13 protein-coding genes and 1 pseudogene are annotated in these 15,844 nt (G+C 73.7%); 10 read left to right on the forward strand and 4 right to left on the reverse strand.

Annotated elements, in window-relative coordinates; genetic code table 11:
• Positions 1-3: 3 nt before the first annotated feature.
• The gene (locus tag ACIPSA_RS40855; protein WP_402644573.1) at positions 4-1,344 is read left to right on the forward strand and encodes a class I SAM-dependent RNA methyltransferase; all 1,341 of its coding nucleotides are present in this window, start codon (positions 4-6) and stop codon (positions 1,342-1,344) included.
• A gap of 44 nt (positions 1,345-1,388) precedes the next feature.
• On the opposite strand, the pseudogene ACIPSA_RS40860 reads toward ACIPSA_RS40855, so the two are convergent.
• Positions 1,389-1,531, reverse strand: a pseudogene (locus ACIPSA_RS40860) (DUF397 domain-containing protein).
• A 233-nt stretch (positions 1,532-1,764) separates the two neighbouring features.
• Between ACIPSA_RS40860 and ACIPSA_RS40865 the strand changes: the two are divergent.
• The 5 genes from ACIPSA_RS40865 to ACIPSA_RS40885 are packed head-to-tail and all read left to right on the forward strand — an operon-like array spanning position 1,765 to position 10,513.
• Positions 1,765-2,241 carry an ATP-binding protein gene (locus ACIPSA_RS40865; protein ID WP_402644575.1) on the forward strand — a complete coding sequence of 159 codons (477 nt, stop codon included), beginning with the start codon at positions 1,765-1,767 and terminating at the stop codon, positions 2,239-2,241.
• Between the two features lie 58 nt (positions 2,242-2,299).
• On the forward strand, positions 2,300-3,841 hold the full coding sequence (locus ACIPSA_RS40870) for a TIGR02677 family protein (protein ID WP_402644578.1): 1,542 nt from the start codon (positions 2,300-2,302) through the stop codon (positions 3,839-3,841).
• On the forward strand, positions 3,838-5,061 hold the full coding sequence (locus tag ACIPSA_RS40875; protein ID WP_402644580.1) for a TIGR02678 family protein: 1,224 nt from the start codon (positions 3,838-3,840) through the stop codon (positions 5,059-5,061). Before ACIPSA_RS40870 ends, ACIPSA_RS40875 begins: the two co-directional genes overlap by 4 nt.
• 8 nt (positions 5,062-5,069) lie before the next feature.
• Complete coding sequence (locus ACIPSA_RS40880; protein WP_402644583.1) at positions 5,070-9,263, forward strand: TIGR02680 family protein; 4,194 nt, start codon at positions 5,070-5,072, stop codon at positions 9,261-9,263.
• Positions 9,254-10,513, forward strand: a complete 1,260-nt coding sequence (locus ACIPSA_RS40885) for a TIGR02679 family protein (RefSeq protein WP_402644585.1) — start codon at positions 9,254-9,256, stop codon at positions 10,511-10,513. Before ACIPSA_RS40880 ends, ACIPSA_RS40885 begins: the two co-directional genes overlap by 10 nt.
• A 268-nt stretch (positions 10,514-10,781) precedes the next feature.
• Here ACIPSA_RS40885 and ACIPSA_RS40890 read toward each other — a convergent pair whose 3' ends face one another.
• Genes ACIPSA_RS40890 through ACIPSA_RS40900 form a run of 3 tightly spaced genes read right to left on the reverse strand, consistent with a single transcriptional unit; the run spans position 10,782 to position 12,314 of the window.
• Positions 10,782-11,588 (reverse strand): thioesterase family protein, encoded by an 807-nt coding sequence (locus ACIPSA_RS40890; protein WP_402644588.1) that lies wholly within the window; start codon positions 11,586-11,588, stop codon positions 10,782-10,784.
• 20 nt (positions 11,589-11,608) lie between these two features.
• Positions 11,609-11,938, reverse strand: a complete 330-nt coding sequence (locus ACIPSA_RS40895) for a branched-chain amino acid transporter permease (protein WP_402644589.1) — start codon at positions 11,936-11,938, stop codon at positions 11,609-11,611.
• Positions 11,931-12,314 carry a hypothetical protein gene (locus tag ACIPSA_RS40900; protein ID WP_402644592.1) on the reverse strand — a complete coding sequence of 128 codons (384 nt, stop codon included), beginning with the start codon at positions 12,312-12,314 and terminating at the stop codon, positions 11,931-11,933. Before ACIPSA_RS40900 ends, ACIPSA_RS40895 begins: the two co-directional genes overlap by 8 nt.
• 34 nt (positions 12,315-12,348) lie before the next feature.
• Here ACIPSA_RS40900 and ACIPSA_RS40905 point away from each other — a divergent pair, with 34 nt between their 5' ends.
• The 4 genes from ACIPSA_RS40905 to ACIPSA_RS40920 all read left to right on the forward strand — a co-directional run bounded on the left by ACIPSA_RS40905 (position 12,349) and on the right by ACIPSA_RS40920 (position 15,841).
• The gene (locus tag ACIPSA_RS40905) at positions 12,349-13,056 is read left to right on the forward strand and encodes a PucR family transcriptional regulator (protein WP_402644593.1); all 708 of its coding nucleotides are present in this window, start codon (positions 12,349-12,351) and stop codon (positions 13,054-13,056) included.
• 90 nt (positions 13,057-13,146) lie between these two features.
• Positions 13,147-14,352: a permease gene (locus tag ACIPSA_RS40910; RefSeq protein WP_402644596.1), complete on the forward strand. Its 1,206-nt coding sequence runs from the start codon at positions 13,147-13,149 to the stop codon at positions 14,350-14,352.
• 77 nt (positions 14,353-14,429) lie between these two features.
• The gene (locus ACIPSA_RS40915; RefSeq protein ID WP_402644598.1) at positions 14,430-14,654 is read left to right on the forward strand and encodes a Chromate resistance protein ChrB; all 225 of its coding nucleotides are present in this window, start codon (positions 14,430-14,432) and stop codon (positions 14,652-14,654) included.
• Between the two features lie 26 nt (positions 14,655-14,680).
• Entirely contained in the window at positions 14,681-15,841 is a 1,161-nt protein-coding gene (locus ACIPSA_RS40920; protein WP_402644670.1) for an MFS transporter, read from the forward strand.
• Positions 15,842-15,844 lie beyond the last annotated feature (3 nt).

The following is a 15,844-nucleotide window of genomic DNA, read 5'->3' on the forward strand; positions in this document are numbered from 1 at the left end:
ACCATGCAGGCAGAACCGAAGAAGTCGCAGGTGGAGTCGCTGGTGGGGGCGGAGTACGAGGTCGAGGTCGGCCCCGTCGCCCACGGCGGTCACTGCGTCGCCCGTACGTCCGAGGGCCAGGTGCTGTTCGTCCGGCACGCGCTGCCGGGCGAGCGGGTCGTGGCCCGGGTGACGGAGGGCGAGGAGGGCGCGCGGTACCTGCGTGCCGACGCGGTCCAGGTACTGGAGGCCTCCAAGGACCGTGTCGAGGCGCCCTGCCCGTACGCCGGCCCCGGCCGCTGCGGCGGCTGTGACTGGCAGCACGCCAAGCCCGGCGCCCAGCGCCGCCTCAAGGGCGAGGTCATCGCCGAGCAGCTCCAGCGGCTGGCGGGCCTCACGCCCGAGGAGGCGGGCTGGGACGGCACCGTCATGCCCGCCGAGGGCGACAAGCTCCCCACGGGCGAGGTGCCCCAGTGGCGCACCCGCGTGCAGTACGCGGTGGACGCCGACGGCAACGCCGGACTGCGCCGCCACCGCTCGCACGAGGTCGAGCCGATCGAGCACTGCATGATCGCCGCGCCCGGTGTCACCGAACTCGGCATCGAGGAGCGGGACTGGTCGGGTATGGCGTCCGTCGACGCGATCGCCGCCACGGGCTCCCAGGACCGCATGGTGATCCTGGAGCCCCGCCCCGGCGCCCGGCTGCCCCTCGTCGAGCTCGACAAGCCCGTCTCCGTCATGCGCGTCGACGAGAAGGACGGCGGCATCCACCGCGTCCACGGCCGTGCGTTCGTGCGTGAGCGCGCCGACGACCGTACGTACCGCGTCGGCAGCGGAGGCTTCTGGCAGGTCCACCCGAAGGCCGCCGACACCCTGGTCAAGGCCGTCATGCAGGGCCTGCTCCCGCGCAAGGGCGAGATGGCCCTCGACCTCTACTGCGGCGTCGGCCTCTTCGCCGGCGCGCTCGCGGACCGCCTCGGCGAGAAGGGCGCGGTGCTCGGCATCGAGTCCGGCAAGCGCGCCGTCGAGGACGCCCGCCACAACCTGGCCGGTTTCCCCCGTGTTCGCATCGAGCAGGGCAAGGTCGAGTCCGTCCTCCCCCGCACCGGCATCACCGAGGTGGACCTGATCGTCCTCGATCCCCCGCGGGCAGGCGCCGGCCGGCAGACGGTCGCTCACCTGACGTCCTTGGGCGCCCGCCGCATCGCCTACGTCGCCTGTGACCCGGCGGCGCTGGCCCGGGACCTCGGGTACTTCCGCGAGGGCGGGTACCGGGTGCGGACGCTGCGGGCGTTCGATCTGTTTCCGATGACGCATCACGTGGAGTGCGTCGCGATTCTGGAGCCGGTGGCGAAGGGCTCCTGACCTGCGGGCCGTTGGACCCCTCGCCTTTCAGATCACCGCGACCGTCAGGCTTCCCCGACGAACTCCGCCCACGCTGCACGCGACACACGGATGACGGGTGCGGCTACGGCCTTGGAGTCACGGATGTGCACACGACTCCCGCGGTCGCGACTTCGACGCACTGTCCGCCCTCAGCGCCGCTGAACATGGTCTGGCCGAACGCGACGACCACGCCCCGGCCCGAGGCGTCCGCCGCCTGGCCCGCGGTGCTCTCTTCTTCCGTAGCCTCCGTCACCCCTACCACCTCCCTGCCCCAACGCCCGCGTCCGGGGCGGCGTCACGCCGCGCCGCTCGTACTCGTACCGCCACCGCGCGTACAACCGGCCCGCGTCAGTGCGTCACCACTGGTCACGCTACGCGACCGAAGACACCGTTGTCGGCATGACGAACAAACCCGCCTGCCCACCGGACGACTTGACCGCCGTTGTCGCGCCGGGCCGCGCCTTCGAGATGTGCTTCACCTCCACCCCGCGCGGCGCCCGTCTCGCCCGCAGGCCGGCCGCCCACCGGCTGGACACCTGGGGGATCCCGTACGGCGGCGGCCCGCACGAGGCGGTCGCGCTGGTCGTCGGCGAGCTGACCGCCAACGCGGTGCGGCACGGGCACGTGTCCGGCCGGGACTTCCACCTGCGCCTGTACGTGACCGGACCCGCCGCTGCGGTGGTCCGGATCGAGGTCACCGACACCCGCGCCGAACGCACACCGCCCCGCCCGGAGGCGCTGCGCGCCGCGGACCCCGAGGCCCGTGGGCTGGTCATCGTCGCAGGGCTCGCGTCCCGCTGGGGCCGGCACGCGCGGTCCGGCGGGCCGGGCAAGACGGTGTGGGCGGAGTGTGCGGCGGCCACGCCCCTGGTGTGAGACGAAAACCGGACATCGCGCCCGGGCAGGGGCGGCCATCAGGGACAATGGCTCCACGATGACCTCGCAGGACTACAGCCCGTTCGCGCACCTCACCACGCCCAACTCCGCCCTCTACCGCCAGGTGATGGGGGCGTTCCTCGCCGCCAAGGAGCGGTTCGCGGTGCATCTGCGGCCGGAGGACGTGTTCGCGGCGCTGGACGCGGACGCGCGGCCCGGTGACGTCGAGTCGGTGGTGACGGCGCTGGACAGGCTCGTGGGATGGGGAAACCTACGGGCCGATCCCGACCACGCCCGGGTGACGGCGGTCGAGGACTTCTACCGCAGGCGGTTCATCTACCAGCTCACCCGGGCCGGTGAGGCGGCCGAGGCGGCGCTCGGAACGTACGACGCGACGCTCGGACGGCGCGGGGAACTCCAGGCGGTCGCGCTGCACGACATCGTCACGCAACTGCGGGCGCTGCTGGTGATCGCCCAGGAGGACGAGCCCGACCCGGCCAAGGTGTCCATCGCGCTGTCCGTCCTCACGACACGCTTCACCGACCTCGCGGACAACGCGCGTGCCTTCATGGGGTCGTTGCAGCGCACCATCGACCTGCACGACATCGAGGTCGAGGCGTTCCTCGCCTACAAGGACCGGCTGATCCAGTACCTGGAGCGGTTCATCCAGGATCTGATCACGCTCGGCGGGCGGATCGCCCTGCTCATCGGCGAGCTGGAGGAACAGGGGAGGGTGGAGCCGCTGCTGGCCCTCGCCGCCGGGCGGGAGGCCGCAGACGCCGCTCCCGAGGAGGCCGAGCGGGCGGAAGCGGCGGCGTACGAGAGGTGGGCGGCGCGCTGGTCCGGGCTCGCCCAGTGGTTCGTGTCGGAGGAGGACCGGGAGTCGCAGGCCCGGCTGCTGCGCGGTCGAGCCCTCGGTGCCATTCCGCAACTTCTCGCCGTCGTCCGGCAGTTGAACGAGCGACGGGCCGGGCGTTCGGACCGCTCCGCCGACTTCCGCACGCTGGCCCGCTGGTTCGCCCAGGCACCGGACGACGAGACGCGGCACCGGCTGTGGCGGGTGGCCTTCGGACTGCACTCGTCCCGGCATCTCACCGTCGACGCCGACACCCTCGCCGAACGTGCCGCCGCCCCGGAGCCCGCCTCGACGCCCTGGGCCAAGTCGCGTCCCCTGCGGATCAGCCCCCAGCTACGCCGTACCGGAAGCTACGAACGCCGGGGCAAGCCGCGCCGGGTCGCCGACCGGGGCGAGGCGAAACGGCGGCTCGCCGAACTCGCCGCCCGGCAGACGGCGGAGGCCGGACGGGCCCGCGACCGGCTCGCGACGGACGGGCCGGTACGGCTGTCCCGGCTCGGCGAACTCGACCCCCTCGCCTTCCAGCTGTTCCTGCGCCTGCTCGGCGACGCCCTCGCCACCTGGCGGCCCGGCATGACCACCACCACGGCGACCAGCTCGGACGGGTCGATGGAGATACGGCTGACCGCGCTCGACGACGGCGCCACGGCCGAAGTGCACACCCCCGACGGGGTGTTCAGCGGTCCCGACCACCTGATCGACATCGTCGACCTCACCGCGACCGGGACGGGGGAGAACCGATGACCGGCCCTTCTGGCCCCTCTGGCCCCCTGACGGAGGTCCTCGAAGGCCAGCGTGAGGCCGAACTCCAGCGCGCCGCACGCGCGTTGCTGAAGGAGCCGCTGCTGACCGCCGACGGGCCGTACGCCGACGAGTTCCGGCTGGTGCGCCGGCACGCCACCGCGCTGCGCGACTGGTTCGAACGCAACGTCGGCTGGACGCTGCGCACCGACGCCGACGCCGCCCGGCTGCGCAAGACACCCGGCACCCTCGCCGACGCCACCCACCCCGCCCGCGAGGCGGCCCGCACCGCCCTGCCCTTCACCCGCCGCCGCTACGTCCTGCTCTGCCTGACCCTCGCCGCCCTGGAGCGCGGTGAGGCCCAGGTCGCCCTCGGCCGCCTTGCCGAACAGGTCGTCCTGGCCGCCGCCGACCCCGAACTCCTCTCCGCCGGAATCGAGTTCACCCTGGAGCGGCGCGACGAACGCCTCGACCTCGCCGCCGTCGTACGCCTGCTGCTCCGGCTCGGTGTGCTGCGGCGGGTCGCAGGCGACGAGGAGGCGTACGTCAGCGGCTCCGGTGACGTGCTGTACGACGTACGCCGACGCGTCCTCGCGGGGATGCCCGCCGCCCTGCGCGGCCCCTCCCTGGTCGAGGCCGAGGACTTCGCGGGACGCCTGACGGAGATGACGGCGCGGACCGCCCTCGACAGCGACGAACTGCGCTTCCGCACCATCCGCTGGACGCTGACCCGCCGCCTCCTCGACGACCCCGTGCTCTACTACGACGACCTAGCCGACGACGAACTCGCCTATCTCACCAGGCAACGCGGCTTCATCACGGCCCGGATCACCGAACTGACAGGCCTGGTCGCGGAGGTGCGGGCCGAAGGCATCGCCATGGTCGATCCGCTGGACGACCTGACCGACGTACGCATGCCGGAACAGGGCACCCACGGCCACATCACCCTGCTCCTCGCCCAGCACCTGGCCCAGGCCGACCGGCCCGTCACGGTCGCCGAGCTTGCCGCGCACGTGCGCGAACTCGCCGTGGAGCACGGCAACTTCTGGTCGAAGACGGCCCGCGAGCCGGGGGCCGAACCCGCACTCGTGGCCCAGGCCCTGACCAAGCTCCAGGCCCTCGGACTCGCCGAGGACACCCCGCGAGGCGTCGTGCCCCGCCCCGCCCTCGCGCGGTACGCGGTCGGTGACGCCGTCATCAGAACCACCGGCGACGAAAGGTGACCCGCGCCGTGACCGCCCCGCCCGCGCAGACCGTACGCACCGAGCCCCCGGCGTTCGTGCTGCCCGCCCCGTCGCCCGGCCGGTGGCGGCCCCTGCGGATCGGGCTCGTCGACCTGTTCCACTACGACGTCGAGGAGTTCTGGTTCCGCGACGGCCGGCTGCTGCTGCGCGGCAACAACGGCACCGGCAAGTCGAAGGTGCTCGCTCTCACGCTGCCGTTCCTGCTCGACGGCGACCTCTCCGCGCGCCGTGTCGAGCCCGACGGCGACCCCGGCAAACGCATGGAGTGGAACCTGCTCCTGGGCGGCGAACACCCCCACCCGGAACGTCTCGGCTACACCTGGATCGAGTTCGGTCGGCTCGACGACACCACCGGCGAGGCCCACTTCCGCACCCTGCTGTGCGGCCTGAAGGCCGTCGCCGGACGTGGCATCGCCCGCCACTGGTTCGCCGTCACCACCCAGCGCATCGCCGCGGGACTCGACCTGCTCGACGCCACCGGAACCGCCCTGTCCCGGGACCGGCTCGCCGAGGCCATCGGCGGCCACGGCATGGTCTACGACACCGCCAAGGCGTACCGCCGCGCGGTCGACGAGGCCCTGTTCGGGCTGGGGGAGCGCCGCTACGGCGCGCTCGTCGACCTGCTCATCCAGCTGCGCCAGCCCCAGCTGTCCAAGCGGCCCAACGAGGCAGCGCTGTCACGGGCGTTGACGGAGGCGCTGGCGCCGATGGACCAGGCGGTCGTCGCCGACGCGGCGGAGGCGTTCCGGTCACTGGACGAGGAGAAGGAGGAACTGCGGGCGGCCCGGGAGGCCCAGCAGGCGTCGTCGGCGTTCCTCGACCACTATCGGCGCTACGCCCGCATCGCCGCCCGCCGCCGGGCTCGCTTGCCCCGCGCCGAACACGCCCGTTACGAACACCTCCAGCGGGAACTCGTCAGGGCACAGGCCGACCACGACCGGGCCGTGACCGACCGTACCGAGGCGCAGGACCGCGCGGCGGCGCTCGCCGAGCGGGCGGCCCGGCTCAGTGCCCAGGACGCGGCACTGCGGTCCGGGCCCGAGATGCGCGACGCCCGCGCCCTCGACCAGGCGGCGGTCGACGCCTCCCGCACCGCCGGGGACGCCGTCCGCTTCGAGGCGGACCGGCAGCAGGCCGCCGCAGCGCACACTCGGGCCCTCGGGCGGCTCGCCACCGCCACGAACCGGCTGACCGCCGCCCAGGAAGCCCTGGACGACATCGAAGGCAGGGTCGCCGACAGCGCGGCGGCGGCCCGCATCGACGTACCCCGGACCTCCGGAGCCCCCGCCCCGGCCCTGCGGCGGGCCGCCGACGAGGCCATGGCGAGCAGACGGCGGGCCGTGGACCATGTGGAGACCCTGGTGACGGCGGCCGAACGCGCGGAGGAGGGCCGCAGGGCCGCCCGGCTGCGCGCCGACGAGGCCGACGAGGAGGCCGGGCGCAGCGCGGTACAGCTGGCGGAGGCGGAAGAGGCGGTTGCGGAGGCCGGACACGCCCTGGTCGCGGCCGTCCGGGAGAAGCTGTCGGGGTTCGTGGAACTGCGCGTCGACGGGCTGCCGGGGGTGCTCGACGCCGTACAGGGCTGGACGGGCACCCTGGACGGACCTCACCCGGCCCGACTCGCCGCCACCGCCGCACACCGCGTCCTCGGCGCCCGACTGGCCGACCGGGCCGCCGCGTTGGCCCAGTCGGAGAAGGCGACGGCCGAACGCCTGCGCCGGGGCACCGAGGAACTGGCCGCTCTCGAAACCGGCGGTCAGCGCGGACCCACCGCCCCCCACACCCGCACCGCCGACGTCCGCACCCGCGCCCTCGGCGCCCCGCTGTGGCGGCTCGTCGACTTCCGTCCGCACGTGACGCAGGCGCAACAGGCAGGACTGGAAGCCGCGTTGGAGGCCTCCGGGCTCCTCGACGCCTGGGTGCGGCCGGACGGCACGGCGGTATCGGCGCACGGCCACGACGTCCTTCTCGACCCCCTCGACCTGCCCACCGGCAACGGACTCGACCGCGCGCTGTGCCCGGCCGTCGACCACACCGACGCCGGTGCCGCGGCCGTCGGCGAGCAGACCGTCCAGCGCCTGCTGGCCGCTATCACGCTGGTGGACGCGGACCAGGACGGTGACAGCCGTACCTGGGTCTGTGCCGACGGCCGCTTCCGGGTCGGCGCGCTCACCGGCGGCTGGGCCAAGGACAGCGCCCAGTACGTGGGGGAGAAGGCACGGGAACAGGACCGCCGGAACCGGATCGCCGAACTGCACATCGAACAGACGGCCTTGGAGGCCGAGCGGGAGCAACTCGCCGAGGAGCGACGGGCGGTGTCCGAACGGCGCACCGTCCTCGACGCCGAACTCGCCGCCGTGCCCGGCGAGGACGACCTGCGTCGCGCCCACGCCCAGCTCGGCGCGGCGGCCGAAGCCGTCCACCGGGCCCGTACCCGGCAGCGGGAGCGGGCCGCCGAACTGGCCGGCGCGGTGACCGAGGCCGATCGTGCGGCGAACGAACTCGACGGCACGGCAACCGACCTGAACCTCCCCGCCGGACGGGACGGTCTGGCCGCCGTACGGCATGCGCTCGCCGACCACGCGGTGCACCTCGCCGCGCTCTGGCCCGCCTCGCGCGAGCGTGCGGACGCCGAGCAGGCGGTCGACGGGGAACGCACCGAGACCGGCCGCGCCGAACAACTGGCCGCCGAGCTCTCCGCACGGGCAACGGAGGCGGCCCGCCTCGCCGCGGCCGCCGACGAACACCTGCGCACCCTCCGCTCGACCGTCGGAGCGGCCGTCGCCGAACTCCAGCGGCTGCTGGAGGAGACAGGGGAAGCCGCACGCGCCTGCGAGCGCGAACAGCAGCGCGCCCAGGAGGACATCCAGGCCGCCGACCGGCGGGCCGGCCATGCCGAGGGGCGCATCGAGCGGCTCGCCGAGGACGTCACCGACGCCACCGCCGCACGCGAACGGGCCGTCGCCGCGCTCCAGCGGTTCACGGCGACCGGACTGCTCGCCGTGGCCCTCCCCGACCTGCCCGTACCGGACGAGGACGGCGGGCCCTGGGCGGCCACCCCCGCCGTGACCCTCGCCCGCGCCATCGAGTCCCGTCTTGCCACGACCGAGGACTCCGACGCGGCCTGGGAACGCATCCAGCGATATCTCAGCGAGGAACTCGGACGGCTCCAGGACGCGTTGTCCCGGCACGGCCACACCGCCACGGCCCGCCCCGGCGAGGACGGCATGCGCGTCGACATCGTCTACCAGGGCCGCGAACGCGGCGTCCCCGAGCTCGCCGAAGCCCTCGCCACCGAGGTCGCCGAACTGACCCGCATCCTGTCCGCGCACGAACGCGAGATCCTGCAGACCCACCTCATCACCGAGGTCGCCGGCACCCTTCAGGAACTGATCGGCTCGGCCGAACGCCAAGTGCAGGCCATGAACCGGGAGTTGGAGGAGCGCCCGACGTCCACGGGCATGAAGCTGCGCCTGGTCTGGCGCGCCTCCCGCCGCGCCCCGCAGGGGCTGGCCCAGGCCAGGGACCGGCTGCGCCAGTCCGCCGACGCCTGGTCCCCCGAGGACCGGGCCGCCGTCGGCGCCTTCCTCCAGGAGCAGATCGCCCGCCGACAGGCCGACGACCGTACCGGCAGCTGGCAGGAGGACCTCACCGCCGCCCTCGACTACCGCGCCTGGCACGAGTTCGGCGTCGAGCGCCACCAGCACGGCAGATGGGTACCGGCCACCGGCCCCGCCTCCGGCGGCGAACGCGTCCTCGCCGCGTCCGTCCCCCTGTTCGCCGCCGCCTCCTCCCACTACGCGAGCGCGGGCGGCGCCCACGCGCCGCGCCTCGTCACCCTCGACGAGGCGTTCGCGGGAGTCGACGACGACTCCCGCGCCAAGTGCCTGGGCCTGTTGCGCGCCTTCGACCTCGACGTCGTCATGACCAGCGAACGCGAGTGGGCCTGCTACCCGCAGGTCCCCGGCATCGCCATCGCTCAGCTGTCCCGGGTCGACGACATCGACGCCGTGCTGGTGACCCGATGGGAATGGGACGGCGGCGAACGGAGACGCGGTCCCGAGCCCGGCACCACCGCGGGCCCGGTACCGGTTCCTGCACCATTCCCCGGTCCCGCCCATGAAGTCGGCGCGCTCGACGCCTTCCGCGCCACGGTGGAACCGGGGACCCCGTGGACGTGAACCCGTCGGCGACCGAGGCGAAGGTCGACGGTGACCGGCTCGGGCGGCTGCTCGGGGACCCGGGGCTGGCCTGGCTCCTGGAGCGCGTCAGGCAGCGGATGGCGGCCGGACGGCCGCTCACCGGGACGGTCACCCTGGCACGCCCCGACGACCTCCAGCGCCGGGCCGCCGAGCGGTTGCTGGGACGCCCCCCGAGCGCCGGACGGTCCCTGACCGTACGCCTCGACACAGTGGACGAGGTCCTGCGCCGCTCCGGCGTCAGCCCAGACGGCCTGGAGACCGCCGTGGTCGCCCTCACCGGGCCGGTCGTACCGCGCGCGGAGGCACGGGACAGGCTCGCCGAGGCGTGGGAGGAGGCACTGGCCCCCCTCGCCGGCGTGAACGCCGAACTGGCCGACTGGGCCGGTCGGATCCGCGAGGACGGCCTCGTACGGCGACTCGCCCGCACCCCCGAGGCCGCGGGCCCCCTCGTCACCGCCGCCGTGCGCGCACTCCACGCACTGCCGGCCGACCCTCCGACGTCACGGGCGGCGTTCGCGGCACTGCGGCTGACCGGCGCCCACGCCCTGGACGAAGGAACCCCGCTCGCCACGCTCGTGCTCTCGGGGATCCGTGCGCTCACCGGCTTCCCCGACGGAGCCGGTGCCGAGTGGCGACGCGAGGCCTGGGCTTCGGCCGGACTGCTCAAGGACGACGTGTCATCCACCGTCCTCACCCTCAACCTGCGCGGCACACCCGCCCTCGACTGGATGGCCGACGAGGGTGAACCCACGGCCCTGACGCTGCGTTCCCTCACCCGCCGGACCGCGAACGGGATCACGACGGCGACTGGAGACGTCCACGTGTGCGAGAACCCGGCCGTCCTGTCGGCCGCCGCCGACGCCCTCGGCCCGGCCTGCCCGCCCATGGTGTGCCTCCAGGGGCAGCCCTCGGCGGCCGCGCTCGCCCTGCTGCGCGGCCTGTCCGCACGCGGAGCGGTGCTCCTCCACCACGCGGACTTCGACTGGGGCGGGGTGCGCATCGCCACCGCACTCGGGAGAGTGGCCCCGTGGCGCCCCTGGCGGTTCGAAGCCGCCGACTACCAGGCGGCCGTGGCCGGGGTGAGCGAGCCGCAGTACCTGACAGGCACGGCCGCCGCGACGCCGTGGGATCCGCGCTTGGCCGCCGCGATGACCGAGCACGGAGTACGTGTCGAAGAGGAGTCGATCCTCGATGCTCTGCTCTCGGATCTGCGGACGGCGGCTCACTGAGAGACGTGGGACGGCGCCGAGGCTTCTCGACCGGCGGTTGACGAGCCGCCGGGCCTTGACGGCCTACCCACCGGTGAGGACGAGGGAATACGGGAAGCCGAGTGAGGTCACTTCGTCAGCAGCCGCGTGTACAGCTCCGGCATGTCCATCAGACGGCTGCCCGGGTGCGGGCGGCGAGCTGAACGCACACCGCCCCGCCCGGAGGCGCTGCGTGCCGCGGACCCCGAGGACACCGGGGGACGGGGGCGGGTCCTCGTCGCGGGGCCGCCTAAGCCCCCGGCAGCGGACGGACCGTGAGGATCTGCGAGGCATGTCCGACCGGGCCGTCGACGTCGTGCAGGACCGTGCTGGTGAGGCCCTGGCCGGAGGGGCCGAAGGTGACCTTGGTGTCCAGTCCCGTCCAGATGCCCCGTGGCCGGCGGTGGAGGTGGACGGTCAGGTCGACGTTGGGGAACATCCACTCGGTGGGCGGCCGGCGCACGGCGATGCCGTTGGCGGTGTCGACGAGGGCGAGATACGACGCGAGCGGGCCGACCGGAACTCCGGCGACCAGGTCCAGTGGCGTGGAGACCCAGGCGGCCGTACGGCCCGGCCGGGGCGGTGCGACCGGGCGGACGTCCAGGGAATGGATGTAGCCGCCGGGCCAGACCTCGGCGATCGGCCACGAGGCGAGCGAATCCGGCGGGGTGAGCCGGTCGTCGGGGCCGCCCGCGACGGCGTTGGTGTCGAGGTCGGCCAGATACCAGGCACGGGCCCGGACGACCGGGCGGCCGGCGATCCGTACGACCGCCTCCAGGAGCTCGATGGTCCGGCCGGGGCGGACGGTCTCCACCTCGATCTCGCACTCGTCGAGGGCGAGGCGCCCGAGGATGTCGTAGCTGATCCGGGAAAGGGACAGCCCCTTGTCCGGACCGGCCGCCCGGTGGCGGTCGAGGGCGTGGGCGACGAGCCCGCCCAGCGGACTGAAGTGCTGCTCGTCCGGGGCCCAGGCCCCGCTCGCGTGCGGTGTCGGCTTGTAGCGGTGGTCGTCGATGGGCTCGAAGTAACTGCCCCGGGGCGCGGTCGAGAGGGACAACGGCCGATTCTCCTTGGGTGTCAGGCGCAGGCGTTGAGCAGGACGACGTACACGGCGGTACCGGCACCGACACTGAGGATGGTGCGGCGGCCGAAGGCCAGGTGGACGGCGACCGTGACGGCGACGGCGAGCAGCGCGTACCAGGTGCCGTGCGGGTCCTTCGTCATCGTGCCGTGCAGTGCGGTCACCGCGAGGACGGCGAGGATGCCGACCGGCATCCACACCGCCAGCCGTCGCACGACCGCCGAGCCGCGCAGCCGGCCGAGCACGGCGAAGGGGACGGCACGCAGGGCGAAGGTGATGGTGAAGACGATCGCCAGGACGGAGATCAGGTACGGGGTGCTAGGCATGCGCGGGCTCCCGGGCGGTGCGGCGGGCGGTGACGGCGTGGCGGACCAGGAGCAGGCCGACGAAGAGCAGCAACGCGGTGAACATGGCCATGCCCGGGGTGAGGACCAGCGCTACGGTGACGCTCGCGCCGGCGAGCAGCAGGGACGGCAGCTCCGCCCGGGAGCGGAACGCGTCCAGGGTGAGCACGGTGAACAGGGCGCACAGGGCGAACTCCAGGCCCTTGACCGGCGCGGGCAGGGCCGCGCCCAGGGCGACGCCGATCAGTCCGCCGCCGACCCAGTACGTCTCGCAGGCGATCTGCATGGCCAGCAGCCGGGGTGCCGAGCGTTCGTGCTCGGGCAGGGAGGCGTTGACGGCGTACGCCTCGTCGATCATCGCGTAGACGGCGTACGCCTTGGCCGCCGGGTGCTTGATCGCGCGCGCCGACCGGCTCGGCAGTGACCTGCGGCTGCCCCAGCGCGTCCTGGCCGTGCGCCATGCGGAGCCCGTACCCGAATCCGGCACCGCGCAGCTCCTGCGGCTGGTCCAGTCCCTCGTCCTCGCCCGCCCCCGGCCCAGACCCCTGCTCGCCCTCCGCGACGGCGCCGTCGCGGTCGTCGCGCCGGCGGCCGACGCGGAAGGCGTGGTGGAACTCGCCCGGCACGTCCGTACGGTCGCGGCCCGGACGATGGAGGGCGGCGTACGCGTCGCCGTCAGCGAGACGTGCCCGACGCCCGACCGGCTGTCCGGCGCCTTCCGTCTGGTCCTCGGTCTGCTGCGGCTCATCCCGTACGCCCCCGGCGAGGACATCCTCACGGTCACGTCGGCGGGCATGATCGGCATGCTCCTCGCGGACGTCGACCCCCACCGCATGGGCGTCCTCGCGGAACGCTGGATCGGTCCCCTGCGCGACTACGACCGGCGTCGCGCCACCGATCTCGTCGCCACCCTGCGCACCTATCTCGACCATGATCTCAACACCGGTGCCGCCGCCAGGGCTCTCTTCGTCCACCCCAACACCGTCGGCCTGCGCGTCAAGCGCATCGAGAGCCTGCTCGGCGTCTCCCTCACCAGCGTCGGCGACCTGACCACCCTGCGCGCGGCGCTCGCCATCGACGACCTCACCCGCAGCGCCTGAACTGCGGCAACCTCCGCACGGCAACCTCCACACGGCGGCCCTGACTCCGTGGGCCGGCTGACGCCCGCAAGGGCGGGGAAGGCTCTACAGATGCACGCCGTACTGCACGCACTGTCCATCACCGGATCCATGACCTGGGAGATCACCTGGGCCCTGATCCTGGGCTTCGCCCTGTCGGCCGTCGTCCAGGCCGTGGTCCGCAAGTCCACGATCGTCTCCCTCCTCGGCGACGACCGGCCCCGCACCCTCGCCACCGCCGCCGGCCTGGGCGCAGCCTCCTCCTCGTGTTCCTACGCCGCGGTCGCGCTGGCGCGCTCGCTGTTCCGCAAGGGCGCGAACTTCACCGCCGCGATGGGCTTCGAGATCGCCTCGACCAACCTCGTCGTCGAACTCGGTGTGATCCTGGCGCTGCTGATGGGCTGGCAGTTCACCGCCGCCGAATTCGTCGGCGGCCCGATCATGATCCTTCTGCTGGCCGTCCTGTTCCGCCTGTTCCTGCGGGACACGCTGCTGCGCCGAGCCCGCGCGCAGGCCGAGAGGGGGCTGGCCGGGTCGATGGAGGGCCATGCGGCGATGGACATGTCCGTCCACGCAGAGGGCTCCTTCACCCGACGGCTGTTCTCCCCGGCGGGCTTCACCGCCACCGCGCACGTCTTCGTCATGGAGTGGGCGGCGATCCTGCGCGACCTGGTACTGGGCCTGTTCATCGCCGGTGCCATCGCCGCCTGGGTGCCCGACTCGTTCTGGCACGCCTTCTTCTTCGACGGCCACCCACTCGCGGCCAAGCTGTGGGGTCCCGTCATCGGCCCGCTGGTGGCGATGGCGTCGTTCGTGTGCTCCATCGGCAACGTGCCGCTGGCGGTGGTGCTGTGGCAGGGCGGCATCAGCTTCGGAGGTGTCGTGGCGTTCATCTTCGCCGACCTGCTGATCCTGCCGATCCTCAACATCTACCGGAAGTACTACGGCGCCAGGATGGCCGCCTTCCTCCTGGGCACCTTCTACCTGGCCATGGTCGTCGCCGGATACGTCGTGGAATTCGTCTTCGGCGGTCTCGGCCTCGTTCCCGACCGCGGCCACGCGAAGATCCCCATGGAAGGCGTCTCCTGGAACTACACCACCTGGCTCAACATCGCCTTCCTGGCCCTGGCCGCGATCCTGCTCGTGCGGTTCTTCCGTACCGGCGGGCGGTCCATGCTCCGCATGATGGGCGGGGCACCGGACGCGGACCACGGCCACGACCAGCACGCGCGACATGACCATGCGCAGGGCGGCGCGCACGGCGAGCACCACCACTGACGGTGGTCCTCCACCGCGGGCGGAGGACGTGCACAGCCGGTACGACAGTGGATGCAACGCTTGCTACATTCGGTTTCGTGCAGGCGCGCTCTCCCTCGGCCAGGGGATCTGGGCCGTGCCGGACGTGCCGGCCCCTGGAGCGGCTGCGGCGCCGGCATCGCGATCTGACCGCGCGCGATGTGTTCGGTGCTCCGGAGGCGACCGAGGCCGGGCGGCGGCTCAAGCGGTGCGCCGCGGCCTGCGAGGACTACGCCGAGCGTGTCTTCTCCGCTCTGCACCGGACACCCGAGGACGAGCGGTGACCGCGCGGGCGGCCCCGGCACGGCAGATGTGGCCGCTGTACGCGGCCGGGTTCACCACCGCCTTCGGAGCGCACGGCATCGCCGCCAACCTCGGCGGTCACACGGAGGGCGCGGTCACCTCCCTGCTGGTGCTCGGTGGGCTGCTCGCCCTCTACGACGGCGCCGAGGTGCTCCTCAAACCGCTCTTCGGCACCCTCGCCGACCGCGTCGGCGCCCGCCCCGTGCTGCTCGGCGGGCTCGCCGCCTTCGCCGTCGCGTCCGCGCTGTACGTCGTCGCGGACAGCCCCGGCTGGCTGTGGGCCGCCCGCCTCGGCCAGGGTGCCGCGGCCTCCGCGTTCTCCCCCTCGGCCGCCACGCTGGTCGCCCGGCTCAACCCGGCGGCGAAACACGGGCGGGCCTTCGGCAGCTACGGCTTCTACAAGTCCGTCGGCTACACGCTCGGCCCGCTGCTGGGCGGAGTGCTGGTGTGGGCCGGGGGCCTGCGGCTGCTGTTCGTCGTCCTCGCGGTGCTCGGCGCGGCGGTCGCCGCCTGGGCCGCGCTCGCCGTCCCCGTCGTACCACCGCTGCCCAAGGCCCGGCAGACGGTGCTGGACCTGGCCCGGCGACTGGCCGATCCGGCCTTCCTCGCACCGACGGCCGCGCTCACGGCGGCGACCGCGGCCCTGTCGGTCGGGGTCGGTTTCCTTCCGGTCTCCGGCCGCGCCGCCGGGCTGGGCACGGTCGCGACCGGCGCGGCGGTGTCGGTGCTCGCAGGCTGCGCCGCGGTCGTCCAGCCGCGAGCGGGGCGCGCTCTGGACGACGGGCGCCTCACCACCCGTTCCGGGGTGGCCGCGGGGCTGTCGGTCACCGCGGCGGGTCTGGCCTGCGCGATGCTGCCGGGCCTGACCGGCATCCTCGTCGGAGCCGCCCTCACCGGCGTCGGTACGGGTCTGATCACCCCGCTCGGCTTCGCGGCGCTGGCCGCGAGCACCCCCACGGAGCGCCTCGGCCAGACCATGGGAGCCGCCGAACTCGGCCGGGAACTCGGTGACGCGGGCGGGCCCCTCCTCGTCGCCGCCGTCGCCTCACTCACCACGCTCACCTACGGCTTCGGGGCGCTCGCCGCGCTGATCGGGACGGGCGCGGTGCTCGCGTTCGTCCACCGGCGTCCGGCGCCGGTGGCACCCCCGCCCGGAACGGAAGGGTGAGCG

Source organism: Streptomyces sp. NPDC086549 (genome assembly GCF_044746205.1).
Classification (GTDB): Bacteria; Actinomycetota; Actinomycetes; order Streptomycetales; family Streptomycetaceae; genus Streptomyces.

What these genes read in the sequence shown, in the direction of transcription:
- ACIPSA_RS40870 (WP_402644578.1), top strand. Translation starts at nt 2,300, where the DNA reads ATGACCTCGCAGGACTACAGCCCGTTCGCGCACCTCACCACGCCCAAC.
- ACIPSA_RS40865 (WP_402644575.1), top strand. Translation starts at nt 1,765, where the DNA reads ATGACGAACAAACCCGCCTGCCCACCGGACGACTTGACCGCCGTTGTC.
- ACIPSA_RS40920 (WP_402644670.1), top strand. Translation starts at nt 14,681, where the DNA reads ATGTGGCCGCTGTACGCGGCCGGGTTCACCACCGCCTTCGGAGCGCAC.
- ACIPSA_RS40895 (WP_402644589.1), bottom strand. Translation starts at nt 11,938, where the DNA reads ATGCCTAGCACCCCGTACCTGATCTCCGTCCTGGCGATCGTCTTCACC.
- ACIPSA_RS40875 (WP_402644580.1), top strand. Translation starts at nt 3,838, where the DNA reads ATGACCGGCCCTTCTGGCCCCTCTGGCCCCCTGACGGAGGTCCTCGAA.
- ACIPSA_RS40855 (WP_402644573.1), top strand. Translation starts at nt 4, where the DNA reads ATGCAGGCAGAACCGAAGAAGTCGCAGGTGGAGTCGCTGGTGGGGGCG.
- ACIPSA_RS40910 (WP_402644596.1), top strand. Translation starts at nt 13,147, where the DNA reads ATGCACGCCGTACTGCACGCACTGTCCATCACCGGATCCATGACCTGG.
- ACIPSA_RS40900 (WP_402644592.1), bottom strand. Translation starts at nt 12,314, where the DNA reads ATGATCGACGAGGCGTACGCCGTCAACGCCTCCCTGCCCGAGCACGAA.